Origin of the sequence: Kineococcus indalonis, assembly GCF_009906395.1 — a bacterium.
GTDB classification, from domain to species: domain Bacteria; phylum Actinomycetota; class Actinomycetes; order Actinomycetales; family Kineococcaceae; genus Kineococcus; species Kineococcus indalonis.
Map to the genome: position 1 here is coordinate 1 of NZ_JAAALM010000009.1, position 25,791 is coordinate 25,791.

The 25,791-nt window shown below is 75.4% G+C and carries 27 protein-coding genes and 1 pseudogene; 13 read left to right on the forward strand and 15 right to left on the reverse strand.

Annotated elements, in window-relative coordinates; translation table 11 throughout:
- Positions 1-2,392: M14 family zinc carboxypeptidase (locus GTR00_RS01170; protein WP_205704794.1), on the forward strand; the 2,392-nt coding region annotated here is incomplete at its 5' end.
- A 66-nt stretch (positions 2,393-2,458) separates the two neighbouring features.
- Here GTR00_RS01170 and GTR00_RS01175 read toward each other — a convergent pair.
- From GTR00_RS01175 to GTR00_RS01195, 5 genes are all read right to left on the reverse strand, one after another.
- Positions 2,459-3,124, reverse strand: a complete 666-nt coding sequence (locus GTR00_RS01175; protein WP_323132122.1) for a response regulator transcription factor — start codon at positions 3,122-3,124, stop codon at positions 2,459-2,461.
- Positions 3,121-4,407, reverse strand: coding sequence for a sensor histidine kinase (locus GTR00_RS25375; protein ID WP_166609833.1), 1,287 nt, complete (start codon positions 4,405-4,407; stop codon positions 3,121-3,123). Before GTR00_RS25375 ends, GTR00_RS01175 begins: the two co-directional genes overlap by 4 nt.
- A gap of 19 nt (positions 4,408-4,426) precedes the next feature.
- On the reverse strand, positions 4,427-5,167 hold the full coding sequence (locus GTR00_RS01185; protein WP_166609834.1) for an ABC transporter permease: 741 nt from the start codon (positions 5,165-5,167) through the stop codon (positions 4,427-4,429).
- On the reverse strand, positions 5,164-6,132 hold the full coding sequence (locus GTR00_RS01190; RefSeq protein WP_166609835.1) for an ABC transporter ATP-binding protein: 969 nt from the start codon (positions 6,130-6,132) through the stop codon (positions 5,164-5,166). Before GTR00_RS01190 ends, GTR00_RS01185 begins: the two co-directional genes overlap by 4 nt.
- Before the next feature lie 120 nt (positions 6,133-6,252).
- Positions 6,253-7,407 (reverse strand): glutamate--cysteine ligase, encoded by a 1,155-nt coding sequence (locus tag GTR00_RS01195; protein ID WP_166609836.1) that lies wholly within the window; start codon positions 7,405-7,407, stop codon positions 6,253-6,255.
- Between the two features lie 61 nt (positions 7,408-7,468).
- On the opposite strand from GTR00_RS01195, the gene GTR00_RS01200 reads away from it, so the two are divergent.
- The gene (locus GTR00_RS01200; RefSeq protein WP_323132123.1) at positions 7,469-8,914 is read left to right on the forward strand and encodes a dihydrolipoyl dehydrogenase family protein; all 1,446 of its coding nucleotides are present in this window, start codon (positions 7,469-7,471) and stop codon (positions 8,912-8,914) included.
- Positions 8,911-9,303, forward strand: a complete 393-nt coding sequence (locus GTR00_RS01205) for a hypothetical protein (RefSeq protein WP_166609837.1) — start codon at positions 8,911-8,913, stop codon at positions 9,301-9,303. Before GTR00_RS01200 ends, GTR00_RS01205 begins: the two co-directional genes overlap by 4 nt.
- A 415-nt stretch (positions 9,304-9,718) precedes the next feature.
- Here the strand turns inward: GTR00_RS01205 and GTR00_RS25380 are convergent.
- Positions 9,719-10,201 (reverse strand): annotated as a pseudogene (locus GTR00_RS25380) (alpha/beta fold hydrolase); the annotation flags it as partial.
- A 214-nt stretch (positions 10,202-10,415) separates the two neighbouring features.
- Here GTR00_RS25380 and GTR00_RS01215 point away from each other — a divergent pair.
- Entirely contained in the window at positions 10,416-11,006 is a 591-nt protein-coding gene (locus GTR00_RS01215) for a TetR/AcrR family transcriptional regulator (protein WP_166609838.1), read from the forward strand.
- On the opposite strand, the gene GTR00_RS01220 is transcribed toward GTR00_RS01215, so the two are convergent.
- The 4 genes from GTR00_RS01220 to GTR00_RS01235 all read right to left on the reverse strand — a co-directional run bounded on the left by GTR00_RS01220 (position 10,947) and on the right by GTR00_RS01235 (position 13,799).
- Complete coding sequence (locus GTR00_RS01220) at positions 10,947-11,543, reverse strand: GNAT family N-acetyltransferase (RefSeq protein WP_166609839.1); 597 nt, start codon at positions 11,541-11,543, stop codon at positions 10,947-10,949. The two genes, GTR00_RS01215 and GTR00_RS01220, sit on opposite strands and share 60 nt — an antisense overlap.
- 117 nt (positions 11,544-11,660) lie before the next feature.
- Entirely contained in the window at positions 11,661-12,095 is a 435-nt protein-coding gene (locus GTR00_RS25385) for a protein-tyrosine phosphatase family protein (RefSeq protein ID WP_166609840.1), read from the reverse strand.
- Positions 12,096-12,157: 62 nt separating this feature from the next.
- Positions 12,158-12,544, reverse strand: coding sequence for a hypothetical protein (locus tag GTR00_RS01230; RefSeq protein WP_166609841.1), 387 nt, complete (start codon positions 12,542-12,544; stop codon positions 12,158-12,160).
- Between the two features lie 487 nt (positions 12,545-13,031).
- Positions 13,032-13,799, reverse strand: coding sequence for an NADPH-dependent F420 reductase (locus GTR00_RS01235; protein WP_166609842.1), 768 nt, complete (start codon positions 13,797-13,799; stop codon positions 13,032-13,034).
- 128 nt (positions 13,800-13,927) lie between these two features.
- Here GTR00_RS01235 and GTR00_RS01240 point away from each other — a divergent pair, with 128 nt between their 5' ends.
- Positions 13,928-14,542: a TetR/AcrR family transcriptional regulator gene (locus GTR00_RS01240; RefSeq protein ID WP_166609843.1), complete on the forward strand. Its 615-nt coding sequence runs from the start codon at positions 13,928-13,930 to the stop codon at positions 14,540-14,542.
- A 194-nt stretch (positions 14,543-14,736) separates the two neighbouring features.
- Here GTR00_RS01240 and GTR00_RS01245 read toward each other — a convergent pair whose 3' ends face one another.
- Complete coding sequence (locus tag GTR00_RS01245) at positions 14,737-15,447, reverse strand: bleomycin resistance protein (protein WP_166609844.1); 711 nt, start codon at positions 15,445-15,447, stop codon at positions 14,737-14,739.
- A 47-nt stretch (positions 15,448-15,494) separates the two neighbouring features.
- Between GTR00_RS01245 and GTR00_RS01250 the strand changes: the two genes are divergently transcribed.
- Complete coding sequence (locus GTR00_RS01250; protein ID WP_166609845.1) at positions 15,495-16,100, forward strand: PadR family transcriptional regulator; 606 nt, start codon at positions 15,495-15,497, stop codon at positions 16,098-16,100.
- 372 nt (positions 16,101-16,472) lie between these two features.
- Here GTR00_RS01250 and GTR00_RS01255 read toward each other — a convergent pair whose 3' ends face one another.
- Both GTR00_RS01255 and GTR00_RS01260 read right to left on the reverse strand, forming a co-directional pair.
- Positions 16,473-16,799, reverse strand: coding sequence for a DUF1330 domain-containing protein (locus GTR00_RS01255; RefSeq protein WP_166609846.1), 327 nt, complete (start codon positions 16,797-16,799; stop codon positions 16,473-16,475).
- Between the two features lie 98 nt (positions 16,800-16,897).
- Positions 16,898-17,446: an SDR family oxidoreductase gene (locus GTR00_RS01260; RefSeq protein WP_240899152.1), complete on the reverse strand. Its 549-nt coding sequence runs from the start codon at positions 17,444-17,446 to the stop codon at positions 16,898-16,900.
- On the opposite strand from GTR00_RS01260, the gene GTR00_RS01265 reads away from it, so the two are divergent.
- Positions 17,445-18,041: a TetR/AcrR family transcriptional regulator gene (locus GTR00_RS01265; protein WP_166609847.1), complete on the forward strand. Its 597-nt coding sequence runs from the start codon at positions 17,445-17,447 to the stop codon at positions 18,039-18,041. The two genes, GTR00_RS01260 and GTR00_RS01265, sit on opposite strands and share 2 nt — an antisense overlap.
- A gap of 516 nt (positions 18,042-18,557) precedes the next feature.
- Here the strand turns inward: GTR00_RS01265 and GTR00_RS01270 are convergent.
- Complete coding sequence (locus GTR00_RS01270) at positions 18,558-19,235, reverse strand: TetR/AcrR family transcriptional regulator (protein ID WP_166609848.1); 678 nt, start codon at positions 19,233-19,235, stop codon at positions 18,558-18,560.
- A gap of 88 nt (positions 19,236-19,323) precedes the next feature.
- Here GTR00_RS01270 and GTR00_RS01275 point away from each other — a divergent pair, with 88 nt between their 5' ends.
- The 3 genes from GTR00_RS01275 to GTR00_RS01285 all read left to right on the forward strand — a co-directional run bounded on the left by GTR00_RS01275 (position 19,324) and on the right by GTR00_RS01285 (position 21,805).
- Positions 19,324-19,824 (forward strand): nitroreductase family deazaflavin-dependent oxidoreductase, encoded by a 501-nt coding sequence (locus GTR00_RS01275; protein WP_205704797.1) that lies wholly within the window; start codon positions 19,324-19,326, stop codon positions 19,822-19,824.
- A 299-nt stretch (positions 19,825-20,123) separates the two neighbouring features.
- Positions 20,124-20,552, forward strand: a complete 429-nt coding sequence (locus tag GTR00_RS01280; RefSeq protein ID WP_166609849.1) for a hypothetical protein — start codon at positions 20,124-20,126, stop codon at positions 20,550-20,552.
- A gap of 557 nt (positions 20,553-21,109) precedes the next feature.
- Positions 21,110-21,805, forward strand: a complete 696-nt coding sequence (locus tag GTR00_RS01285) for a class I SAM-dependent DNA methyltransferase (protein ID WP_205704798.1) — start codon at positions 21,110-21,112, stop codon at positions 21,803-21,805.
- Between the two features lie 34 nt (positions 21,806-21,839).
- On the opposite strand, the gene GTR00_RS01290 is transcribed toward GTR00_RS01285, so the two are convergent.
- Complete coding sequence (locus tag GTR00_RS01290) at positions 21,840-23,261, reverse strand: NADP-dependent succinic semialdehyde dehydrogenase (RefSeq protein ID WP_166609850.1); 1,422 nt, start codon at positions 23,259-23,261, stop codon at positions 21,840-21,842.
- A 118-nt stretch (positions 23,262-23,379) separates the two neighbouring features.
- Here GTR00_RS01290 and GTR00_RS01295 point away from each other — a divergent pair, with 118 nt between their 5' ends.
- The 3 genes from GTR00_RS01295 to GTR00_RS01305 all read left to right on the forward strand — a co-directional run bounded on the left by GTR00_RS01295 (position 23,380) and on the right by GTR00_RS01305 (position 25,771).
- Complete coding sequence (locus GTR00_RS01295; protein WP_205704799.1) at positions 23,380-23,772, forward strand: MerR family transcriptional regulator; 393 nt, start codon at positions 23,380-23,382, stop codon at positions 23,770-23,772.
- Positions 23,773-23,858: 86 nt separating this feature from the next.
- Positions 23,859-24,869 (forward strand): aldo/keto reductase, encoded by a 1,011-nt coding sequence (locus GTR00_RS01300; protein WP_166609852.1) that lies wholly within the window; start codon positions 23,859-23,861, stop codon positions 24,867-24,869.
- Positions 24,870-24,898: 29 nt separating this feature from the next.
- Positions 24,899-25,771 (forward strand): LLM class F420-dependent oxidoreductase, encoded by an 873-nt coding sequence (locus GTR00_RS01305; protein ID WP_166609853.1) that lies wholly within the window; start codon positions 24,899-24,901, stop codon positions 25,769-25,771.
- The last annotated feature ends 20 nt before the right edge of the window (positions 25,772-25,791 follow it).

Sequence of the window (25,791 nt, forward strand, 5' to 3'; positions counted from 1 at the left end):
CGCCGCCACCGAGGCCCCCCGGCTGCTGCGCGGCGCGCCCGCCGGCGCCGGGCGCGTGCAGGGCTACCCGCGGCGCACCGAGCTGGCGACGTTCCCGGTCGACGCCGGCGACCGCTCCCTCAAGCTCGGCCTGACCCCGTACCACGACCTCGCGCCGTGGCTGAACGAGCTGCAGCGGCGCAGCGACCGCGTCAGCGTGGAGGTGATCGGCCGCTCCACCCAGGGCCGCGACCTGTACCTCGTCACCGTCACCTCGCCCGAGACGCCGGCGCAGGCGCGCCGCCAGGAGCGCCTGCGCGCGAAGATCCAGGACGACCCCGCCGCCGCCGCGCGCGACCGGGCCCTGCTGGAGGGCTACAAGGCGCCGGTGTTCGTCAACGCGAACATCCACGGCAACGAGTGGGAGGGCACCGACGGGGCCCGCCGCGTCATCGAGCGGCTCGCCACCAGCGACGACCCCGCGGTGCGCGGCGTCGTCGACACCGCCCGCGTGCACGTCGTCGTCACGATGAACCCCGACGGCCGCGTGGCCGGCACCCGCCGCAACGCCGCCGACTTCGACCTCAACCGCGACTTCATCACCGGTTCGCAGCCGGAGACGCGCGCCGTGCGCGAGGCGATCATCGGCGCCCAGCCGCTCGTGCTCGTCGACGAGCACGGCTACACCGGCACCACCCTCATCGAGCCGGGCACCCCGCCGCACGGGCAGAACTACGAGTACGACCTGTACCTGAAGCACGCGTACGAGAACGCCCTGGGCATGGAGCGCGCCATCCAGGCCCTGGGCCTGCCCGAGACGACGCGCGCGGACATCCCGTTCCGCGACTTCACCCCCGGCGAGTGGGACGACTGGCCGCCGATCTTCACGCCCATGTACTCCGTCTACCACGGCGCCGTCGGGCAGACCGTGGAGTTCCCCCTGCGGGTCAACGGCGCCGAGTACGACACCCTGCCGGTGACCGAGCTGCGCCGCCGCTCGGAGGTCAACACGCGCGTCGCCGAGGCCACCATCACCGCCGCCGTCGAGTACGCCGTGCGCAACCGCCGCCAGCTCGTCGCCGACCAGGTCGAGGTGTTCCGCCGCGGCGCCGCCGGGGAGGCGCAGCGCACCCTCGCCGACGGCGCCGTGCCCGGGTTCGGCCCCGAGGACCGCTACACCACCACGTTCCCGCGCGCCTACGTCGTGCCCGCCGGGGACGGGCAGCGCAGCGCCGCCGCCGCGGCCCGCCTGGTGGACCACCTCGTGGCCAACGACGTGCGCGTCACCCGCGCCAGCGCCCCCTTCACCGCCGGCGGGGTGCGCTACGGGGCCGGCTCGTACGTCGTGGACATGCACCAGGCCAAGCGCGGCCTGGCCAACGTCGTGCTCGAGGCCGGCCGCGACATCAGCGAGGACGTGCCGGTGATGTACGACATCAGCGGCTGGAGCCACCGCCTGCTGTGGGGCGCCTCCGTGGACGTGGTGCGCGAGGGCGACCTGTCCGTCGACGGCGACCCCGTCGCCGCCGCCGCGCCCACCGGTGCCGTCGCCGCCCGCCGCGGCGACGACCTGCTGCTGCGCCTGGACGACCCCGCCGACGTCAGCGCCGTCAACGCCCTGCTCGACGCCGGCGTGGCGCTGCGCGGGCGCGAGGACGGCACCGCCGTCGCCCCCGCCGCCGCCCGCCGCGAGGTGGAGCGGGTCGCCGAGCGCTACGGCGTGCGCGTGGAGGGCGTGGCGCCCGGGACCCCCGGCGCCGCCCTGGAGGACGTCACCGTCGCGGCCGCCGCCGGCGGCGACGAGCTGACCGCCCTGGCGGGGATGGGTTTCGACGTCGTGCCGGTCTCCACCGCCGTCCTGGACGCCGGGTTCTCCTGGGAGGGCGTGGACGTGCTGTACGTGTCCACCGGCCTGGACCGCGCCGCGCTCGGCGCGCCGGCGCGCGCCGCCCTGGACGCGTTCGTCGCCGACGGCGGCGTCGTCACGCGCGGCGCCACCGGCGCGGCGTTCAACGACTCCGCCGACCTGCTCGACGTCACCGCCGTGCGCGGGCCCGGCGCCGCCAACGGCGTCGTCGCGGTGGAGAACTCCGGCGGGCCGCTGACCGCCGGGGCGCTGCCGAACTCCTTCGTGTACTCCCCGCTGTGGTTCACCGACCTGGGCGCGGGCGTCGTCGCCGAGCAGCGCTACGCCTCCACCGACCCGCTCGTGGCCGGCCACTGGCGCGCCGGGGAGGACGGCGCCGGCGGGCAGCAGCAGGCCGCCGGGCAGGCCTCCCTCGTGCGCGGCGTGGACGAGGACGGCACCGCCGTCGTGTCGTTCGGCACCGAGCCGCTGTTCCGCGACCACCCCAAGGGCCTGTTCGCGCAGGTGGCGCGCGCCGTGCACTGGACGGCGGTCACCGCGCGGTAGGCGCACGCGGGTGCACGGCACGGGGCGCGGGCCGGGTGAGCGACCCCCCCGTGCCGTGCACCGCACTCAGCGCGCGCCGGGCGCGATCAGGCCGCGCTCGTAGGCGACCGCCACCGCGGCGGCCCGGTCGCCGACGCCGAGCTTGGCGTAGGCGTGCACCAGGTGCGTCTTCACGGTCGCCTCGCTGACACCGAGCCGCCGCGCGGCCTCGCGGTTCGTGCAGCCGGACGCCACCAGCCGCAGCACCTCCAGCTCCCGCCCGCTCAGCGCCCCCGGCGCCTGCCGGTCCGGCGCGCGCACGCGGTCCAGCAGGCGCGTGGCGACCGGCGGGGCGAGCACCGCCTCCCCGCGGGCGGCGGCCCGCACGGCCCGCACCAGTTCCGTGCGCGGGGCGTCCTTGAGCAGGTAACCGGTCGCCCCGGCGGCCAGCGCGGCGGAGACGTCCTCGTCGGTGTCGTACGTGGTGAGCACCAGCACCGGTGGCCGTCGCGTGCGCCCGGCCAGGGCGTGCAGCACCTCCACCCCGCCCATCCGGGGCATCCGCAGGTCCAGCAGCACCACGTCCGGTCCCAGGTCCGCCACCCGCGCCAGCGCCTCGACCCCGTCGCCGGCCTCCCCGACGACCTCGAAACCCGCCTCCGCGTCGAGCATGCCGCGCAGGCCGTCCCGCACCACCGGGTGGTCGTCGACCACGAGCAGCCGCAGGGCGCCGGCGCCCGCGCCCGCGCTCACGCGCCGGCCCCCGGACCGGCGGGCCGCGTCCCGGTGCCGCCGGCCAGCGGCACCACCGCGCACACCGCCGTGCCCTCCCCGGGCGCGCTCTCCACGTGCAGGGAACCGCCGGCCAGGCGGATCCGCTGCCGCATCGACTCCAGCCCGAAACCGCGCCCGTCCACCCGCGCCGGTTCGAACCCCCGCCCGTCGTCGCGCACGTCCAGCACCACCTCGTCCTCCATGCCCGTCAACGTCACCGTCACCGAGGACGCTCCCGCGTGCCGGGTCGCGTTGGCCAGCGCCTCCTGCGCGGTGCGCAGCAGCGCCCCGGACGCCTCCGCGGTCACCTCCACCGGCTCGCCGGTCACCACGACCGCCACCGCGGGCCCGTCCGCACCGCCGCGCCGGTGCGCCAGCCGCCGCAGCGCCCCGGTCAGGTCCTCCTCCTCCAGCGCCACCGGGCGCAGCGCCCGCACCGAGCGGCGCGCCTCGGCCAGGCAGTCGCGGGCGGAGGCCAGCGCCTTCTCCACCCGCTCGCGGCGCGCGGCCTCCGCCGGTTCCGCCTGCGCGGCCTGCAGCTGCGTGACGACGCCGGTCAGCCCCTGCGCGATCGTGTCGTGGATCTCCCGCGCCAACCGGGCCCGCTCGTCGAGCACCCCGGCCTCGCGCGCCTGCGCCACGAGCTGGGCGTGCAGACCGGCGTTCTCCGCCTGCGCCTCGCGCAGCCGGCGGTTGGCCGCGCTGAGCTGGGCGACCGCGGCGCGGCGTTCCTCGCTGCGGCGCTCCACGAGCAGCGCCTGGGAGGAGAACAGCGTCGCGACCCCCGCGTTGAACACGCACAGCAGCACGAACCCGCCGAGCTGCGCCGGCGAGAGCGCGGGCGGCCCGGCGGACTGCGAGAGCGCGACGAGCACGGCGGTGGCGGCGATGCCCCACAGGGCGCGGCGGAAGGGGAAGAACCGCACGGCGTCGACGTTGCCGACCCAGACGTAGACCCCGTAGAAGGGGTTGCCCAGGACCAGCACCAGGCTGAGCGCCCAGCGCACGGCGAACCAGGCCAGCGCCACCCGCACCGGGCGCGGCCGGCGCTCGAACAGGGCCGTCAGCGCCGCGAGCAGGGCCGCCACGCCCAGCAGCTGCCACCACCGCTGCCAGGTCGACCAGCCCTGCGCCGTCAGAGCCGCCGCCAGCGCCGCCGAGAGCGCCAGCAGCGGGTACGGCAACCGCGCCGACCACCGCCCGGTCCTGTCGATCCAGAGCTCGGCGGTGCCCGGCGCGGTGCTGCTCACGGTGCTGCTCACGGTGGACCTCCCCGGTGGCTCACTCCCAGCGGAAACGTCTCACGGACACCGCCAGCGCCACCACGGTCCAGCCGGCCAGCGCCAGCAGGGGCGGCCAGCCCACCGGTTCCCCGGCGGCCGCCCGCTGCATCGCCAGCGCCCCCGCCCCCAGCGGGCTCAGCTCCCCGACGCGCTGGACCACCTCCGGCATCAGGGCCAGCGGGACGTACAGCCCGGCCAGCAGCATCATCGGGAAGAACAGCACGTTGCCGGCGACGGCGGCCGCCTTCGTCGTCGCGCACAGCGCCCCCAGCGCGAGACCGACCCCCAGCATCGCCAGCAGGCAGAGCACGAGCACCCCCAGGAACGGCAGCGGGTCCGCCGGCCGCGCCACCCCGAACACGCCCCACCCGAGCGCGAGCAGCAGCGTGGTGCCCGCCAGGCCGGTGACCGCCGAGACGGCGAGCTGGGCCAGCAGCACCCGCACCGGCCCGACGGGGGTGGTGGACAACCGCCGCAGCACGCCCTTCTCCCGGTAGCCGGCCAGCGCGCCGGGCAGGACGTGCAGGCCCAGGAACGCCAGCGCGAGCGTGGTGTTGATCGGCAGGTACAGGTCGAGCAGGCTGAGACCGCCGAGGTCGTCCTGCCGTTCCCGGAAGACGGGGATCACGGCGAACACCGCCAGCAGCAGCGAGGGGAAGGCGACCACCCAGAACGTCGCCACCGGTTCGCGCGCCGCGAGGCGCGCCTCGGCGCGCACCAGTTCCACCTGCGCGCTCACCGCCGCACCTCCTCGCGGTGCACGCCCTCGTGCTCCGTGACCCCCTGCTCAGCGGTCCACCAGCTGCCGGTCAGCGCCAGGTACGCGTCGTCCAGGGTGGTCCGCTCGATCCGCAGCCCGCGCGCCACGACGCCCTCGCGGGCCAGCACCGACACCACCGCGTGCACCAGCTCCCCGCGGCCGTGCACCTGCACGAGGCCGTCCGGTGCGTCCGTGGTGACGTCGGTGACCTCCGGCAGCGCGCGCAGCACCGCCGGGTCCAGGGCGGCGGAGGGGGTGAAGCGCACCGACTGCTCCCCGGCGACGCGCTCGACCAGCCCCGCCGGGGTGTCCAGCGCCACGACGCGGCCGCGGGCGAGGACGGCGGCGCGGTCGCACAGGCGCTCGGCCTCCTCCATGGAGTGCGTCACCAGCAGCACCGCCACCCCGCGCGTGCGCACCACCGCGCGCACCTGCTGCCACACCTCGCGCCGGGCCCGCGGGTCCAGGCCGGTGGTCAGCTCGTCGAGGACCGCGACGCGCGGTGCGCCGACGAGCGCGAGGGCGAAGGACAACCGCTGCTTCAGGCCCCCCGACAGGTCGCCGTAGGCCTGGGCGCGGTGCTCGGCCAGCCCCAGCGCTTCGAGCAGCGCGGCCACGTCGACCGGTGCCGGGTGGAAGGAGGCGAACAACCGCAGCGCCTCGCCCACGCGCAACCGGTCGGGCAGGGTGCTCTCCTGCAGCTGCACGCCGACGGCGCGGCGGGCGACGTCGCGGCGCGCGGCGGGGTCCACCCCGAGGACGCGGACGGTCCCGGCGTCGGGGGCGCGCAGCCCGGCGACGCACTCCACGGTGGTGGTCTTGCCGGCGCCGTTGTGGCCGAGCAGGCCGAGGACCTCGCCCTCCTCGACGGTGAAGGAGACGCCGTCGACGACGGGACGCCCCCCGTAGCGCTTGGTGAGGTGCTGCACCTCGACGATGGGCATGCCGCGACGCTAGGAGCCACCCCCCACCCCGGGCATCGCCCGTGCGGGCGGCGCCGCACCGTCCGTCCGGCGCGGGGCGTCGTCCGAGCGGTGGAGGGCGCCCCACCGGCCCCCGCGCGCTCAGCCCTCGCGCATCTCCTGCACGAGGGAGTCCACCACCGCCAGCAGGGGCTGCCGGGCGCCCGAGCGCACCGCCGCCTCGAACGCGGCGCGCTGGCGCTGGTAGCTGGCGCCGCGGCGCGGGATCTCCGCCACCGAGCGCAGCTCGTCCTCGCAGCGCAGCCGGCGCGCCACCGGCTCCAGCCGGGTCAGCCAGTCGTCCAGGTCGTCGGTGACCAGGCGCTCGCGGCCGGCGGCGTCCACGATGACCTCCGCGTCCAGCCCGTAGCGCGCCGAGCGCCACTTGTTCTCCTGCACGTGCCACGGCGGCATCGTGGGCAGCTCCCGGCCGGCCTCCAGCTCCCCGTCCAGGTGCACCACCAGGCAGTGCACGAGGGCGGTCAGCGCCCGCAGCTCGCGCAGGGTGGGCGTGCCGTCGCACACCCGGACCTCGATGGTGCCCAGGTGGGGGGAGGGGCGGATGTCCCAGCGCACGTCGGACAGCCCGTCGATGACGCCGGTGACGAGCATGTCGTCGACGTAGCCCTCGAACTCGCTCCAGCGCTCGAACTGGAACGGCAGCCCCGCCGTGGGCAGCTGCTGGAACATCTGCGAGCGGTTGCTGGCGAAGCCGGTGTCGGTGCCGGCCCAGTACGGCGAGGACGCCGACAGCGCCTGCAGGTGCGGGTAGTGGTTCAGCAGCGTGTTGAGGATCGGCAGGACCTTGTGCACCGAGTCGATCCCCACGTGCACGTGCACGCCCCAGATGAGCAGCTGCCGGCCCCACCACTGGGTGCGCTCCAGCAGCTCGGCGTAGCGCGGGTCGTCGGAGACGAGCTGGTTGTCGAAGACGCCGAAGGGGTGCGTGCCGGCGCACAGCACGTCCAGGCCCATCGCGTCGGTGACGCGGCGGATCGCCGCCAGCGAGGACTCCAGGTCCCCGGCGGCCTCGGCGACGGTCTCGCACACCGGCGTGACGATCTCCAGCGTGTTGCGCAGCAGCTCCTTGGTGACCCGCGGGCCGCCGGCGTGCGCGGGCAGCTCGACGGCCCCCATCACCTCCGCGGCCGAGGACGCCAGGTCGCGGGTGCCGCGGTCGACGAGGACCACCTCCCACTCCACGCCCAGCGTGGGGCGCGGGGAGGCGTTGAAGTCGATGCTCGTGCCCCTGCCCACCGCACGATCACACCACACGCACCCGTGGTGCGCGCGCCACCGGCTGCGTACCGTCCGGGTCGTGAGCACACGCGAGCGGGAGACGGACGTCGTCGTCGTCGGGGCGGGGGCGGTGGGCGAGAACGTCGCCGACCGCGCCGCGCGCACCGGCCTGGAGGTCGTGGTCGTCGAGGACGAGCTGGTCGGGGGGGAGTGCTCGTACTGGGCGTGCATGCCCAGCAAGGCGCTGCTGCTGCCCGGGCACGCGCTGGCCGCGGCGCGGCGGCTGCCCGGCGCGGCGCAGGCCGTCACCGGCGGCCTGGACGCCGCCGCGGTGCTGGCGCGGCGCAGCAGCTTCACCAGCGACTGGGACGACTCCTCGCAGGTGCAGTGGCTGGAGTCCACCGGGCTGCACCTGCTGCGCGGGCGCGCCCGCCTGACCGGGCCGCGGCGCCTGGAGGTCACCGCCGCCGACGGCACCACCACCGCCCTGGGCGCCCGGCACGCGGTGGTCCTGGCCACCGGCTCGGTGCCGGTGCTGCCGGACGTGCCGGGCCTGGTCGCGGCGAACCCGTGGACCAGCCGGGAGGCCACCAGCGCCGACGCCGTGCCCGGGCGGCTGGCCGTCCTGGGCGGCGGCACCGTCGCCGTGGAGATGGCCCAGGCCTACGCGCGCCTGGGCTCGCGGGTGACGCTGCTGGTGCGCTCGCGCCTGCTGGCCAAGGAGGAGGGCTTCGCCGGGGACCTCGTCGCCGACGCGCTGCGCGCCGAGGGCGTGGACGTGCGCCTGGGCGCCTCGCCGGCCTCGGTCTCGCGCGCCGCCCGCCCCGAGGGCGGCGGGGAGGTCACGCTCACCCTGGAGGACGGCTCCACCGTCGTCGCCGACGAGCTGCTCGTGGCCACCGGCCGGCGCGCGGCCACCGAGGGCGTCGGGCTGGAGACCGTGGGCCTGCAGGACGGCGCCGCGCTGGAGGTGGACGACTCCGGCCTGGTCGCCGGGGTCGAGGGGGGCTGGCTGCACGCGGTGGGCGACGTGTCCGGGCGCGTGCAGCTGACCCACCAGGGCAAGTACGAGGGCCGCGTCGTGGGCGACGCGATCGCCGCCCGCGCCCGCGGGGAGCTCACCGGCACCGCGCCCGCCTGGTCCCGGTACGCCGCCACCGCCACGCGCACGGCCACCCCGCAGGTGACGTTCACCGACCCCGAGGTCGCCTCCGTGGGGCGCACCTCCGAGCGCGCCCGGCGCGAGGGCCTGGACGTGCGGGTCGTGGACTACGAGATCGGCGACGTCGCGGGCGCCTCCCTGGTCGCCGACGGCTACACCGGCCGCGCCCGCCTCGTCGTCGACGAGCAGCGCCGCGTCGTCGTGGGCGCCACGTTCGTCGGCCAGGGCGTGGCGGAGCTGCTGCACTCGGCGACCGTGGCGGTCGTGGGGGAGGTGCCGCTGGACCGGCTGTGGCACGCGGTGCCCAGCTACCCCACGATCAGCGAGGTGTGGCTGCGCCTGCTCGAGACGTACGGGCTGTGAGCACCCCCGTGCAGCCGGGCGGGGGCCTGCGGGCGGCCGTGGCCGGTGAGGCCGCCCTGCGGCTGGCCTTCGCCGCCTGGTTCCTGGCCCGGCCGGACGCCCCCGCCCGCGCGTGGGGGCGTCCGGCCTCCGCCGGCGCGCGCCGCCTGGCGCGCGCGGTCGCCGTGCGCGAGCTCGCGCTCGGCGCCGGCACGGCCGCCGCGCTGGCGCGCCGGCGCCCGGTGCGCGGCTGGGTGCTGGCGATGGCCGCGGCCGACGCGCTCAACGGCACCGTCACCGCGGTGGCCGGGCTGCGCGGGACGGTGCCGGCGCGCCGGGCGGCGGGCCTGGCCGCCTTCGACCTGTCGGGCACCGTCAGCGAGGTGCTGCTCGCGCGCCGGCTCCGGTAGGGCCCGGCCCGCGGGGGCGCGGGGAGCGTCAGGACCTCACGGCCGTGCCGGGGGGTGGACGGTCGAACCGGTGGTGCGCAGCGCCCTCGCGGCGAGGGCGCTGAGCCGGCCGGAGCCCGCGGTGACCGAGAGGCGTCGCACCGGTCCGCAGCCGGCCGAGCCCACTGCCCACCCGTTGTCCCCGTCGCGCGGGCAGGCACGTGCGTGGAGCAGCACCCCCCGCTCATCGGGCACGGTGGCCGCGCTGAACGCGCGATCACCCACCGCCAACGCCCCGCTGATCGCCACCGCCGCACCACGGGGCGGGTGCGCCAGCTCGTGCTGCCAGCGCTCGCGCTCCTCCAGCACGCTGGAGCACACGTCCAGCCCCCCTCGCCGCGGACCAGACCGGCGCCGAAGCGCTGCCACGCGCGCACCCGCCGTCGGCGGCGAGGGCCGCTGCGTAGTGGTCGAGGTCTGCGTCGTCGACGGCGCCCGGATCGAGGGCCTTGGCCTTGAGGAACCAGGCGACGTACTCCCGTTCGCGGCCGGTGAGCAGGCTCTCGGGCAGGTCCGGCACGAGGTGGAACGCGAAGTGCCGGGTCTTCCACGCCCGGCTCGGATCGGTGGGGATCGTCTCCGGGAGGGTGGTGCCAGGGATCCCGGCGTCGAGCAGGGCGACCCCGCGCAGCCGCCTCTCGTGGTCGTGGTCGTCGTGGTGGGGGGCGAGGGAGAAGGCGACCCGAGCGCCGATGTCGTGGGCGGCCAGCCAGCAGGCCGACACCCCCGGGGTCCGCACGGCGGCACGGACGTGGGTGGCGACCGTGCGCGTGTCGTCGCGGCCCTGCGGGCGCTCGGAGTGGCCCTGGCCGGGCAGGTCGACCGCGATGACGCGGAACCGGCCTGCGAGGGCGGGCAGGTGACGAGGACCGGCTGCGCGGGGCGTCCTTGACGCCCAGGCCGTGCAACGGCATCTCGTCGTGGCCCCCGCGAGGTCGACGCCGACGGTGGGGACGGGCCCGGAGGCGCCCGGCCGTGCTCACGTGCGAAAGCTCTCACATCCTGAACTGGCCGTTTCAAGACAGGGTGATCGGTGGCAGCCCGAACACCAGCGCACCGGCGAGGACGTACCCGTGGCAGGCAAGGAGCAGTTCGACGTGGACACCGCGCTCGACGCCGCGATGCTGCAGTTCTGGCGCGCCGGCTACGCCGACACCCCCATCGATGACCTGTCGCGGGCGACCGGCCTGAACCGCAGCTCGATCCACTCCTCCTTCGGCGACAAGGACACGCTGTCCCTGCGCTGCCTGGACCGCTACGCCACGCGCTACGGCCAGCAGTACGACGCCGCCCTGTCGTGCGCAGCCTGCGATCCCCTCGCCGCTGTCCGCGCGTTCTTCACCGTCACCCTCGAGCGCGTCGCCGATCCGCAACTGCCCGATGGCTGCCTGATCGCCCAGTCGGTCATGGCGATCCCGGTGCTGAGCCCGGCCGCCGCGCAGCAGGCCCGGCAGTCGCTCGGCCTCCAGCGACTGCGCCGGCGCGCCGCGCTGGAGGCCGCCCGGATGAGCGACGTGGAGGCCGGGGCCTTCGCCGTGCACGCGGCGGCCGTGAACCAGTCCCTCGCCGTCATGAGCAGAGCAGGAGCGAGCCCTGCAGAACTCCTAGCCGTGGTGGGCGTCACCGTCGCCGCGCTCTCGAAGGTGTTGCCCGCGCGCGAGTAGGCGATCGTCGACGACATCCTGCGTCCGCACCGCACGCCGCATGCTGACCCGGGGCCAGGCGTCCAACCCCGACTCGCGCTCGTGGCGTCGCACTGCGGACAGCCCGGGCCCGAGCTCGGCTTCGGGCACCACCGTGAAGCCGATCCGGGCGTAGTGCGGGGCGTTCCACGGCACCTCGGCGAAGGTCGTCAGCGTGACCACGTCGAAGCCGTGTTCGGCCGCCCAGCCGGCTGCGGTCTCGATCAGCTGCCGCCCCAGTCCTCGGTGAGCGTGCGACGGGTCCACCGACACCTGCTCGACGTGAGCGGCCTCGTCGACGACGTCGAGGAGGAGGTAGGCCACGGCGACGTCATCGCCCGCGCTGTCGTCGGTGGCGACCCGTGCTCGGCCTCCGGCCTGGTACTGCTGCAGGGCCGCCACCGTGGGTGGGTCGTCGTCGGCGATGGCCACCATGTCGACGTCGCGGAAGGCAGCCCCGGCGGCTCGTTCGATGTCTCGCAGTCGAGGCAGGTCGCGGCGCTCAGCAGCTCGGATCACGCGGCACCGTTGCACGACAGGGCGGGGCGCTGCCTCGTCCTTGTCCCACCCCGGCCGGCCTGGAGTGACTTCACGGTCATCTCGCACCCAACGCGATCGAGCCAGCGTCGATGATCGTCACCCGGTCGCGGCGAAGCGCTCGACGTAGCGCCGCTGCCACGGCGCCTCCACCGCCCGCCGGTGGTAGCCCTCCCGCACGTAGGCGACGGCCGCCCGCGCAGGTAGCCCGTCCATCACCGCCAGGCACGCCAGGGCGGTACCGGTCCGCCCCACGCCACCTCCGCAGGCCACTTCCACCCGGTCGTCCTGCGCTGAGCGCCACGCCCAACGCAGTGCCTCCACAGCGGCCACACGATCGCTCGGCAACCAGAAGTCAGGCCAACGCACCCACCGGGAAGCCCACGGCGTGGGCGCCGGCTCCTTGGCCAGCAGGTACAAGCCGGCGTCAGGCGCCGGTTCCGGCGGCGCACTGCGCAGCCCTCGTCCTCGCACCAGCCGTCCGCTAGGCAAGATCAGCACGTCCGGGGCGTCCCGCTCCCACGTTCCGCTCACCGCAGCACCGTAGGCACGACCTCCCCCGCGGAGACGGCCTCGACGTCACGGTCATCCCGCGCTCAGTGCGTTGATCCGCCCAGACCCCAGCCGAGGGGATCAGCCATCCACGCGTCCAGGTCGGCCACCGTCCGGAAGCGCCGCCGCACCCAGCGCGCCTCCTCGTGGGCCCGCACCACGACGTCCCCCGGCCGCAGAGCCGGCAACGACTGCAGGGAGTCATCGACCTCGAGCAGGTGAGCGAAGTGGCACACCACCAGGTCCTGCTCACCTCCGTCGGTGTGGGGGTGGGCGAACAAGGCGCCGCAGTCATCGGCCGGATCCGCCGGGTCCAGCGGAACCCGCCCCAGCACCGTGACCGGCTCGCCCGCCGCGGCCAGAGCGGTGGTCGCCACGGGCTCATCGGGGTCGGGGGCGATGCCCGGCTGTCGCTTCCACGGCCACTTCACCTGACCACGGTGGCACGCCAGGACGCCGTCACACTGCCCCGGGGCAGCCATCACCCCACGGTCATCCCGTGCACAGCACGCGGACCCCGCGCGGCACCGCTCTGACCGCAGCGGTCCTCGCCGCCGCCACGGCCCTCATGCTCGCTGCCTGCTCGCCGGCCTCCGGCGAGCAGAGCGCAGCACCAGGACTGGTGCTGCAGGGCCCCCTCGTCGCCTTCGACGCTCACAGCCGCGACAGCACGGCCGCCCTCGTCGCCGGCACCCTCACCGACGACGGGCACTGCCTGACCTTGGACGCCCTGCCCGCCGTGTGGCCGGCCGGTACCGCGCCCATCGACCCGGTGGTCCGGCACAACCGCAGCGCCTGCAGCAGCCTGAGGCTCAACTTCGACGAGGGCTGGAGGCCGAGCAACGTCACGGTCATCCCGCTGGCCGGGCACGTGCACCGGTGGGCGCGCCGGTCGCTGTCCCGCGCTCTCGGAGGTGCTCAGGCCACCACCCGGTCGGCGGTCAGCTCGCGCTCGGCGCCGGCCAGCAGCTCACCCAGTCGCGCAGCGGACAACGGGGAGCCGGCGTCGGGGGCGGGCAGCCGGGGAGCTCTGCCGGCGCGCAGGTCGTCCACCACCTGCTGCCAGCCCCGCAGCACTGCCGCGGGGTCGGCCGCGTACGCCGGGGCGTAGGCGGCCGTCTCCGGCTCGAAGCGCCAGCTCTGCGAGAGCGGACCGACGTCGACGGTGTCGAAGCCGAGGCGACCGATGAGCTCGGCCGCCTGCGCCCTGGCCGCCGCGTCGTTGCCGGCGATGGGCAACGCGGACCGGTCGGGCGCCCCCACCGGGCGGGCCAGGGCGGGGATGTGGAAGGCGGCGATGTTGTTGAAGGCCTTGACGGTGCGGGCCCCGACGAGGTGGGCCTGGACCAGCTCGGACGTCGTGGTCCGCCCCGAGTCCAGGTCCTCGAGGTGCCCGTCGCGCGTGGCGTAGTAGTTGATGGTGTCCAGGACCACCTTGCCCCGCAGCGCCGCGACGGGCAGGGAGCGGTAAGCGGTCAGGGGGACAGCGACCACGACCTGGTCCCCGGCCCGGGCCGCCTCCTGCGGCGTCGCGGCGCGCGCCGCCTCGCCGAGGCCGGCCACGGTCGACGTCAGGGTCTGCGGACCCCGCGAGTTCGACAGGACCACCTCCACCCCGGCCGCGATCGCGAGCCGCGCGACGGCCGTGCCGATGCTGCCGCTGCCGATGACGCCCAGGGTCGCCACGGTGCTCTCCGTCCGTTCCTTCGGTGCGCCGTCCCGCGGGGACGGGCAAGCGGAGCAACCGCTCCGCTTGAACGTAGCACAGCCGGAGCAAGTGCTCCGCTTCGTCGGTCCGGGCGTACGCTGAGCAGGTGACCGAACACCGCGCCACCGCACCGAGCGCCGGCGCATCGACCGCCACCCGCGGGCGACGCGCCGACGCCGAGCGCAACCGGGCGGCGATCATCACGGCCGCCACGGCCGTCTTCGCCGAACGCGGTGGCGAGGTGGACGTGCGCGAGATCGCCCGGCGCAGCGGGGTCGGCATGGGCACCCTCTACCGGCACTTCCCCTCCAAGGAGGACCTGCTCCGCCTGAGCCTGGAGCAGGAGTTCACCGCCTGGCTCACCGAGGCCCACGAACGCGCCGCGGCGACGCAGGACCCCTGGCAGGCGCTGTCGGGCTTCTTCGAGCAGGTGCTGACCACGCAGGCGCACAACCGCGCGCTGATGGACAGCTACGTCCAGACCGGTGGGCCGACGGAGGCGTGCGTGCAGAAGTGCCGGGCGTTCATCGACGCGCTGCGCGAGCGCTGCGAGCAGGCCGGTCTGCTGCGCCGCGGGGTGAGCACCGAGGACCTGCTCTCCTTGAGCGCCTCGCTGTGCCAGGTGGTGCAGACCCCCGGCGGCCAGCACCGGTGGCGGCGGTTGATGACCGTCTCCCTCGACGGCCTCAGCAGCCGCCACCCCGAGCCCCTGCCGTCGTGACCGCGCGCCCCTGCCGTCGTGACCGCGCGCCCCTGCCGTCGTGACCGCGCGCCCCGGACGGCGCGGACGCGCCGTCCGGGGCGGCACCTCGCCGACGTGCACGCCGCCCCGGCGCCCGTGGCCGGTCTCCTCCCCGGTGACCGCCACGGGACCTGCGGCCGTGTCCAGCCCGTGTCGGGAGCTGAGCAGGGGGTTCACCCGAGCTGAGCCACCAGCTCCTGCAGTCGTGCCAGGTCCTCGCGGACCGAGGCCCGATCCCCGTCGGCGAGCTGGACCGCGGCGGCCCTTCGCAGCGCGGAGACCGCCGTCGTCTCGTCGCCCAGCCGCCCGGCCACCTCGCCGCGCAGGATGAGCAGGCGCACGAGCTGCACGGGGGTCGGGTGCTCGTCCCGCAGCCCGAGCACTCGATCGATGATCTTCGCCGCGCCCGCCAGGTCCTCCTTGGAGTCGGCGAAGAGCGTGGCGTCGTGCAGGGCCCGCGCGAAGGCACCCTCGGGGGCGGGGCGGTGGTGCTGGTCCTCGCTGGTGGGCTGCCCGACCCGGACGCAGTTGCCCCCGGGATCGGTCATCAGGAACTGCCGCACCCCGTAGGACATGTCCTTGAGCGGCCCGATCCGCGGCAGGCCCCGGCTCGGGACCTTCCCGTACGCGGTCTCGAGCCCGGCACGGAAGGCCCCGTACAACCCGTCCACGTCGTCGGTGACGACGTAGCACGTGCTGTACGAGGCGCGGGGTTCGTACCCCTTCATGCCGAAGAACTGCAGCTCGATGTCGCCGCGCTGGACGACCGCGCACGGGTTGGGGCTCTTCTGCAGGAAGGTCACCTCGAACCCGAGGGCGGTGTAGAAGTCGATGACGGGCTGGATGGTCCGACACGGGAGCAGGGGGATCGTCCTCTCGGCCATGCCCACTACTCTAGTCAAAGTTGAACAGTAGGGAAGGGGTCCTCCGCGTGTCCGCCACCCGCCTCCTCGTCCTGGGCGCCGTGCGCCAGCGCGGGCGCGCCCACGGCTACCAGGTGCTCAACGACCTGGAATCCTGGGGCGCGCACGAGTGGTCCAGCGCGAAGCCCGGCTCGATCTACCACGCGCTCAAGCAGCTGGCGAAGCAGGGCCTGCTGCTGGCCCACGAGATCGCCCCGTCCACGGCGGGCGGCCCGCCGCGCACCGAGTACGAGATCACGCAGCGCGGCGCCGAGGAGTTCTTCTCCCTCCTGCGCGAAGCCCTGGTCTCCCACGACCAGAAGGTGGACGTCCTCTCCTCCGGCGTCGGCTTCATCGTCCACCTGCCGCGGCAGGAAGCGGTGGCGCTGCTGAAGAAGCGGGTGGAGCGGCTGCAGGAGTGGCGCAAGAGCGTCACCGACTGCTGCACCGTCGAGGACGGGCCCGGACCGCTCGACCACATCGGCGAGATCACGCACCTCTGGGTGCACTCGGCGGACGCCGGCGCGCAGTGGACCCGCGGCCTGATCGAGCGCATCGAGGGCGGCGCGTACACCTTCGAGGGCGAGGACGATCCCCTCGCCACGCGTGAACCCCGCGCGCAGGACCGCACGTGACCACGGACCAGCCCGTGCACGTCCGGCGCGGGGCCGTCTCGCTGGCCCCGTACCTCGGGATCGGCTCGCGGCACCCGCAACGCCGCCACCACCGTCCAGCGCACCCGTCCCGGTCACGATCCCCGACCTGCGGGCCCGACCACGACCACTCGCCCCCGCCGCCGGCCGGGACGTCGACAGCTCCGCGCCCTCGTCGATGGCCGGAAGGTCTCCAGCCGCTCAGCGATGACGAGCCGGCCCCGCGGCGCGCGAGTGCGCCGCGGAGCCGCGGCTGACGTCGCCCGCTCAGACCCGAGCACGGGCGATGCTGCGTCCAGGCCGCATCTCCACCGAAGGCGTGGGACGCAGGCGCTGTGACCTCCCCGCTGAAGATCAGGCCGTGGGGGCAAGGCCGGGCAGGAAGGTCAACCGGCGACGCATGGCGGTGGCGGCGATCTCGCGGGCAGGGGCGTACTCCGCGGAGTCGTACCAGGCGTGCAAGGTCGCCATGTCGGGCCACTGCACCACCGCGACCACGATCCCCGCCTCTCCCTCGGCGACCGTGGGGGAGGCTCCGAGGACGACGAACCGGCCGCCGAAATTCTCCACCACGGGGGGAGTCAGCTCGGCGTAGCGCTGGGCACCGGCGGGGTCGAGGACCTCGAGGACCTCGGTGATGCTGTAGGCGGGCGTGCGGGCAGTGGTCGTGGTGTCGGACATGGGACTTCTCCTCCAGGTCGTCTGCTCTGGCGCGGTGTTCGGTGCGGCGGTCGAGCTCGGGGCCGTGGGCTGCGGCTGGGCGTTGCGTCGAGCTCGCCCTAGGTGCCGGGCAGCTGGCCCCCGTCGACCGTGAGGGTCACACCGGTGACCCGCTGAGCGCGGTCGGAGGCCAGGTGGGCGGCGGCCTCAGCGACGTCGCAGGGGTCGCCGGGGCGCCCCAGCGGGTTGGCGGCGACGACATCGGCGGTGGTCTCGGCGAGGGAGGCGCCCCTCGCATCAGCGATGTCCTGGCGGATCGCGTCGGCGCCGGGAGTCAGAACGGTGCCGGGCACGACCGTGGTCACGCGAATCCCTGCAGGGGCGAGTTCAGTGGCCAGGGCTTTGCCGTAGGCGTTGAGCGCGGCTTCGGCGGCGCCGTAGTGGGCCAGCAGTGGCGGGGCGGTCAGGGCCGCTCCGGAGGAGATGTTGACGATGGCGCTGCCTGGGCCGGCCTCACGCAGCGCGGGCAGCTGGCGACGACCCGCTTGCCGGCGAAGTCGGGGGGTGGCGCTGGAACGGTTCTGAACACGCGGTCCACGATAGTGGTTCTGGACCGTCTGTCCAGATGTTCTGGACCGGAAGTTCAGGTCGGCGTAGAATGACGGCATGGCGCGCCCACGCACGTTCGACGAGCACGACGTTGTCGTCGCAGCTCGCCGGCGGTTCACCGAGACCGGCTACCACGGAACCTCGGTGGAGGACCTCTCTCGCTCCACGGGTCTGAGCAAGGGCAGCCTCTACGGCGCCTTCGGTGACAAGGAGACCTTCTTCCGACGAATCTTCGAGGAGTACTGCGCCGCGTCCGACCAGAGCGCCGCCGCCCGGGTCGAGGGCCCCGAGGACCAGGCTCTGGACCGCCTGCGCGACTGGCTCCGTTCGCCGGAGGAGGGCGGCGACGACTCGCGCCTGGGTTGCCTGCTGGCCAAGGGCACGGCCGAACTGGCCTGGACGGACGAGGTCATCGCGACCCGATCGCTCGCGACGTTCGAGATGCTCTTCGACAGCTGCCGCCAACTCATCGAGCAGGCTCAGCGTGCCGGGCTCGTCGACCCGGCCGCCGATCCTGCAGTGCTCGGCCAGCTGATCGTCGCCACCCACCGTGGGCTCGAAGCCCTCACCGAGGCGGGGGTCGACGTGAGCACCCTCAACCGCATCGCCGACGCCGCGATCGACAGCATCACCCTCACCCGAGCGCGCGGGTAGCCAGACCCCGGTAGCCGTGAGTGGTGCCCGTCCCGCCGCCCGGGCACCGTGGACGCAGGACCCCAGGTCTCATGCCGTTGGTCGCGCGCTCCTGCTGCGTTCGGCGTGCGGTGACGAGCAGCTGGCGACTCCACGCACGTGTCGATGGTCGTGGTGTCGCTCGCGAGTGATCGCCGAGCCGCCCGCGCAACGTCGGACTGCGAGTACTCGGGTGCAACGTCCGGGGCGCCGCCCTGACGGTCCAGGAGGCGCTGCCCCTGACGACCGAGGGCGCCTCCATCGTCATCACCGGCTCGACCAGCGCCGCCGCCGGCCACCCCCGGCCTGCGCGGGATCGCCCGGGGCGACCCGGTGCGGGAGGCGGCGCTGCTCGCGAGCGCGGCGGCGCAGACGGCGCTGGGCAGGGTGGGGGACCCCCGCGAGATCGCCGAGGTGCGGGTGGTCGACGGGTGCGTTCCTCGGGCGCGGGTCGACCACGCGGTGCGTGCGTCGGAACTGCGCCCGCGGGAGCGGGGCTCAGAGCCCCAGGCGGTCGGCGAGCGCCTCGATCGTGGCGTCGGCGAAGGCGTCGGCCGGGTCGAAGGTGTTCGCCAGCTGGCCGAACAGCTCGCTGCTCACCAGCCCCAGCAGGGCCGTCCAGCACTGGGCCGCGGTGACGACGAGGGCTGCCGGCACCTCGCCACCCCCGGCCGCGGCGACGCGAGCCGCGCCCTCGGCCAACTGCGGCGCCAAGCGCGAAGGGGCCGCGGGAGCGCCCATCCCCTCCAGCACCGACAGCAGCGCCAGCGGGACCCGCGCGCCGGCCGCCGTGGTCTGCTCGTCGCCCCGGTAGCCGGGCACGGGCGAGCCGTGGATGAGGGCGTACTCGTGCGGGTGCTCCAGGGCCCACGCCCGGAACGCGCGGCAGCCCCCGGTGAAGCGGGTGCGGCGCGATGCCCCGCGCCGGGGGGCGACCGCGGCCTCGACCGCGTCGGCGACGTCGTCGTAGGCCTGCACGATCAGCGCCGTCAGCAGCTCGTCGCGCGTGGCGAAGTACCGGTAGAGGGCGGAGGAGGCCAGGCCCAGCTCGCGGGCCACGGCGCGCACCGACAGCGCGGCCGCGCCGGACCCGGCGAGCTGGCGCCGGGCGGCGGTAAGGATGTCGGCGGTGAGCTCGCGACGGGCGCGCTCACGGGCGGTCGGGACGGCGGGCACGCCCCGATCCTCTCACGGGCTGGATCGGTGCTCACTCTTGAGAGCGGCGCTCTTGTCACGGTGCGCAGGCGGGTGCACACTGGGCCGCATGAAGAGATCAGTGCTCTCCTCCAAGACCGCCGCTCGCACCCCCGTCCCGCGCTACGTCGCCCCGGACCTGCTCACCCGACGCGTGCTCAACCCCCTGGTGGCCGCCGCGACGCGCCTGGGACTGCCGTTGGCGGGCTCGCGCGTGCTCGCCGTGCGCGGACGCAGCAGCGGGCAGTGGCGCACGACCCCGGTGAACCCCCTCACGATCGACGGGGTGCGCTACCTCGTGGCCCCCCGCGGCGACACGCAGTGGGTGCGCAACCTGCGGGCCGCGGGCGCCGGAGAGCTGCGCTGGGGCCGGCGGTCGCAGGCCTTCACCGCGGTGGAGGTGCCCGAGGCGGACAAGCCGCCGCTGCTGCGGGAGTACCTGCGCCGCTGGGCGTGGGAGGTCGGTCTGTTCTTCGACGGGGTCGACGCCGGTGCGAGCGACGCGGAGCTGCTGGCCGCCGGGCCCAAGCACCCGGTGTTCCGGGTCACGACCGCCCCCGCTGCGCCCTGAGGACCCCTCCGCGAGGCGAGTGGCGGGTCGCTGCACCGGTTCGCACCACCGGGCCGCGGGGCGCGCGGGACGCGCGCTCATGTCCGTGGCCGTGAGCACGTCCGCGCCTGCCGCTGACCGCTCACCCGCCGCTCACACCGCCCCGCAGGCGCAGCCTGGCGCCTCACCACGCCCCGAGGCGTGCTCGGCCACGGGACGACACCGGATCCACCCAGGGGATGACGCGTGCTGCGGGTCGCGGGCAGCACGCTGCCCGGGGTGCTGAGAGGGCGCGGAGCGTCGAGCGATCAGGAGGAGCGGTGGACCTGGACGGGCTGGGCTCGCTGAGCGAGCAGCAGGTGGGCGAACTCGAGGAGCTGGTGCGTCAGCACGCCTCTGACGCTGCGGAGGAGGCTGTGGCGTCCGGGCGCAGCCTCCAGTACCTGCTCGAGCACGGCTGGAGCGTGCAGGACGTGCGATCCCACCTCGACGCCTCCGCGTTCGTCGTGACCCTCGACGTGCTGGTCGGCTTCGGTCCCCACGCCACGTGGTCGCACCAGGGCCGGCTGGTCAACGTGGTGCTGGACGCGGACCGACGTCCCCGCACTGACCAGCGCGGGCGGGTGCTGATCAGTGCCGGCCGGTTCGACGGCGATCACGCCGCCACGGCAGTGGTCCACCTCGAGCAGCGGTGGGTGCGGCCTGGCGAGCTGTCGTTGCCCGAGGAGAACGGGTCCGTGAAGGAGTGACCTCGAACCCCCGGCGCTCACGCGACTGCGGCACCGCCTGCACCAGGCGGGTGGTGATCGGCGAGGAGTGGCCGTGGAGCCTGCGCACTCGCCACGCCCGGTCCGCCGGCCACCACAGGCTCGGGCTCTGCTCCCACGCAGCCGCCTCCATCGACGCGGACCCGGCCTGCCGCGGCGGCCCGCCCACCAGCAGCACCTCGCGCCGGGGCATCGGCACCGTCGCCGCGACCGGGGCCAGCGCCAGGGACCCGTAGCCCTCCCGCAGCGCGACGAAGCACTCCTGCGCCGTCGTGGTGAACCGCGCCAGCACCTCCACCAGCGCCTGGCCCTGCGCGGCGGGCAGGCTGCCCTCGGCCGGCTCGCCGTCCCGCACCCCCGGCTGGCTCCCGCCGTGGTGGTAGCTCCAGGAACCCGTGGTGGCCACCCGCTCCACCCCGGCGTGGCGTCCCGGTGGTGCCCGCGCCAGTCCCGGTGCACCGGGACCCCCGCGGCGCCACCGGCGCGGCGTGCGCGGAACGTTCCGGGCCGCCCCGCCCGGCACGTGCCACGATGGTCCGGTGGTGCCCCCGGACGAGCCCGTGCACGAGCCCGTGCACGAGCCGGTGGACGGGCTCGACGCGGCGGCGGTGCGCCGGGCGTACGACACCGTGGCCGACCTGTACGCCACCCACCTGCCGGACACGCGCGCCGAGGCGCCCCTGGACCTCGCCGTCCTCGACGCGTTCGCGGAGGCGGTGCGGGCGGGCGGGGACCCGGCGGTGCTGGACGCCGGGTGCGGGACGGGCCGCATCAGCCGCCACCTGGCCGGGCGCGGCTGCTCCGTGGAGGGCGTGGACCTCTCCCCGGGGATGGTCGAGCAGGCACGGCGCGCGCACCCCGACCTGCGCTTCGGCGTGGGGTCGCTGACCGACCTGCCCTTCCCCGGCGGCCGCTTCGCGGGGGTGCTGCTGTGGTACTCCACGATCCACACGCCCCCGGCCGGGTGGGCGCGGGTGTTCGCCGAGGCCGCCCGGGTGCTGCGCCCGGGCGGGCACGTCCTCGTCGGCTTCCAGGCCGGCGAGGGCGTTCGCGACGTCTCGGCGGCGTACCGCGGCCACGGGCGCGAGGTGCGGCTGCACCGGTACCTGTCCACCCCGGAGGAGGTGTGCGGCCACCTGGGGCGCGCGGGCCTGCGCGAGCAGGTGCGCCTGGTGCGCCGCCCCCGCGGCGCAGAGGGCGAGGACCAGGCGTTCCTGCTGGCGCGCCTGGGCTGACCCGCGCGGGCGCCTGCCCGCGCGGGTCGCGCGCTCACTCCGAGGCGGTGGAGGTGTCGCCCTGGCGCTGCTCGCTGCTGGGCGGGCCCACCCACACGGTCTTGGCGTTCGTGAACTCGTACATGCCCACGTCGGTCAGCTCGCGGCCGTAACCGCTCTGCTTGACCCCGCCGAAGGGCAGTTGCGGGTAGCTGGTGGTCATCCCGTTGACGAACACCATCCCGGACTGCACGTCCCTGATGAACCGCGCGCGCTCGTCCTCGTCCTCGGTCCAGATGTTCGAGCCCAGCCCGTAGGGGTGGCTGTTGGCGATGTCGATCGCCTCCTGCAGGTCCGAGACCGTGAACAGCGCCGCGACCGGGCCGAACACCTCCTCGTCGTACACGCGCATCTGCGGGGTGATGCCGGTCAGCAGGGTCGGCGGGTAGTACCAGCCGGGCCCGTCCGGCCGCTGCCCGCCCACGACGACGGTGGCGCCCTTGTCGACGGCGTCCTGCACGTACTCCTCGACGTCGCTGCGCCCGGACTCGGTGGCCAGCGGGCCCACCTGGGTGCCCTCGTCCACGGGGTCGCCCACCTCGAGCGCGGCGAGCTTCTCGGCGAACAGGCGGGTGAACTCCTCGGCCACGTCGGCGTGCACGAGGAACCGCTTGGCGGCGATGCAGCTCTGGCCGTTGTTCTGGCAGCGCGCGGTGACCGCCACCCCGGCGGCGGTCTCCAGGTCCGCGGAGGGCATCACGACGAACGGGTCGCTGCCGCCCAGCTCCAGCACGGTGGGCTTGAGGACGTCCCCGGCGATGGAGGCCACCGACCGCCCCGCCGGCGCGCTGCCGGTGAGGGTGGCCGCCACCACGCGGTCGTCGCGCAGCACCCGCTCGATCGCGCCCGAGCCGATGAGCAGGGTCTGGAACACGTCGTCGGGGAACCCGGCCTTGCGGAACAGCTCCTCCAGGTACAGGGCGGTCTGCGGCACGTTGCTGGCGTGCTTGAGCAGCCCGACGTTGCCGGCCATCAGCGCCGGGGCCGCGAAGCGCATCGCCTGCCACAGCGGGAAGTTCCACGGCATGACCGCCAGCACCACGCCCAGCGGCTGGTGCACCACGTAGGCGTCCTGCGCGCCGACCGCCTCCGCCTCCGCCCGGCGGGGTTCGAGGAAGGCGGGCCCGTGCTCGGCGTAGTAGCGCAGCGCCCCGGCGCACTTGGCGACCTCGGCCCCCGCGGCGGCCAGCGTCTTGCCCATCTCCAGCGTCATCAGCGCGGCGACGCCGTCGGCGTCGGCGTCCAGCACGTCGGCGGCCGCGCGCAGCCAGCCCACCCGCTGCTCCACGGTCGTCAGCCGGTAGGAGGCGAAGGCCGCCGAGGCGCGGGCGATGCGGTCCTCCAGCGCCTCCTCGCCCAGCGGTTCGAACTCCCGCACCGTCTCGCCGGTCGCCGGGTTGATCGTCGCGATCGCCACCTGGGTCCACCCTCCGCACGCGTCCGGCGCGGGCCTCGCGCCGGCGCCGCCGGCACCCGTCCTACCCCCGCGGCGGCGCCCCTGCCACCGCTGGCGCGCGGCGGGGCACACTGGCCCGGTGACGACCACCGAGGACCGGGGCACGGGGCACGTGTCGATCGCCGAGGCCGCCCAGCGCCTCGGGCTGAGCACGCACGCGCTGCGCTACTACGAGACGGAGGGGCTGCTCGTGGGGGCCCCGGCGCGCACCCCGGCGGGCCGGCGCCGCTACGACGAGCGCGACCTGACGTGGATCGTCATGGTCCAGCGGCTGCGCGCCACGGGCATGCCGGTGCGCGAGGTCCGCGAGTACGCCGAGCTGGTGCGCGCCGGGCGGGGCACCGAGCCGGCGCGGCTGGCGCTGCTGCGCGCGCACCGCGAGCGGGTGCTGGCCCAGCTCGCGGAGGTGACCGACCACCTCGGGGCGATCACCGCCAAGATCGAGGGGTACGAGCGGCAGGTGGACCGCTGAGGCGGGCCGCGCGGGGTGGCCGGGCCGCGCGGGGCGCCGGGGGCTCGGCTTGACTTCGAGCGCGCTCTAAGCAGCAGGCTCGGGGCATGGCACCCGCGACGGACGTCCCCACCCGCACGCTCGGCAGCGCCGCGAACGGCACCGAGCTGACCGTCTCCGCCCTCGGCCTGGGCTGCATGGGCATGAGCGCCTTCTACGGCGGCGGCGACGAGGCCGAGTCCCTGGCCACGATCGGCGCTGCCCTCGACGTCGGCGTCACCCTCCTCGACACCGCCGACATGTACGGGCCCTTCACCAACGAGCAGCTCGTCGGCCGCGCGATCGCCTCCCGCCGCGAGGAGGTGGTCCTGGCGACCAAGTTCGGCAACGAGTTCCTGCCCGACGGCGGCCGGCGCGTCAACGGCCGCCCCGAGTACGTGCGCTCGGCGTGCGACGCCAGCCTGCAGCGCCTGGGCGTGGACGTGATCGACCTGTACTACCAGCACCGCGTGGACACCACCGTGCCCGTGGAGGAGACCTGGGGCGCGATGTCCGAGCTCGTCGCCGCCGGCAAGGTGCGCCGCCTGGGCATCAGCGAGGCCGCGCCGGCGACGATCCGCCGCGCCCACGCCGTGCACCCCGTCACCGCCGTGCAGACCGAGTGGTCGCTGTGGACGCGCGACGTGGAGGAGGACGGCGTCCTGGGCACCGTGCGCGAGCTGGGCATCGGGTTCGTGCCCTACTCCCCGCTGGGCCGCGGTTTCCTCTCCGGCGCGATCCGCAGCGTCGAGGACCTGGCCCCGGACGACTTCCGCCGCAGCAACCCGCGCTTCCAGGGCGAGAACTTCCAGCGCAACCTCGCCCTGGTCGACGAGGTGCGCTCCCTGGCGGAGGCGAAGGGCGTCACCGCCGGGCAGGTCGCGCTGGCCTGGCTGCTGGCGCAGGGACCGGACGTCGTGCCCATCCCCGGCACCAAGCGGCGCAGCTACCTGGCCGAGAACCTCGCCGCCGTCCACGTCGAGCTGACGGCCGAGGAGCTGGAGCGGCTGGAGGCCGTCCTGCCCGCCGGCGCCACCGCCGGGGAGCGCTACCCCGACATGAGCACCGTCCACCGCTGAGCCGACCCGGGACCCGAGGAGCCGCACCCGTGGACATCGCCCTGCACGTCGCCGACTTCACCCCCTTCGGCGGCGACGACCGGATCGCCGCTGGCCTGGCGGCCACCGCCCGCGCCGCCGACGCGGCGGGTTTCCGCACCCTGACCCTCATGGACCACTGGTTCCAGATGGAGGCGACGGCCCCCGCCACCGACCCCATGCTGGAGGGCTACACCGCCCTGGGGTACCTGGCCGGGCAGACGCAGCACCTGCAGCTGGGGCTGCTGGTCACCGGCGTCACGTACCGCCACCCCGGCCTGCTCGCCAAGACGGTCGCCACCCTGGACGTGCTCTCCGGCGGCCGGGCCCTGCTGGGCATCGGCGCCGCCTGGTACGAGCGCGAGCACGCCGGCCTGGGCGTGCCGTTCCCGCCGCTGGCCGAGCGCTTCGAGCGGCTGGAGGAGGCGCTGGCGGTGTGCCGGCAGATGTGGGGCGAGGACGACGGCCCCTTCGAGGGGAGGCACTACCGCCTCGCCGAGACGCTGTGCCGCCCGCGCCCGCTGCGCCCCGGCGGGCCGCCGGTGCTCATCGGGGGCTCGGGGGAGAGGAAGACCCTGCGGCTGGTCGCCGAGCACGCCCAGGCGTGCAACCTCTACGACGCCGGCCCCGACGTCCTCGCCCACAAGCTGCAGGTCCTGGACCGGCACTGCACCGACGTCGGGCGCGACCCGGCCGAGGTCCAGCGCACGGTCATCACCGGGACCGACCCGCTGGCCGACACCGACGCGTTCCTGTCCTCGGTGGGGGCCTTCGCGCGCCTGGGCGTCTCGCAGGTGTGGGTCAGCCCCCACGGCGTGGACGACCTGCCCGGCTGGGTGGCCCGCGTCGGCGAGCGCGTGGTGCCGCGCCTGCGCGAGCTCTGAGCCTGCGCGAGCTCTGAGCC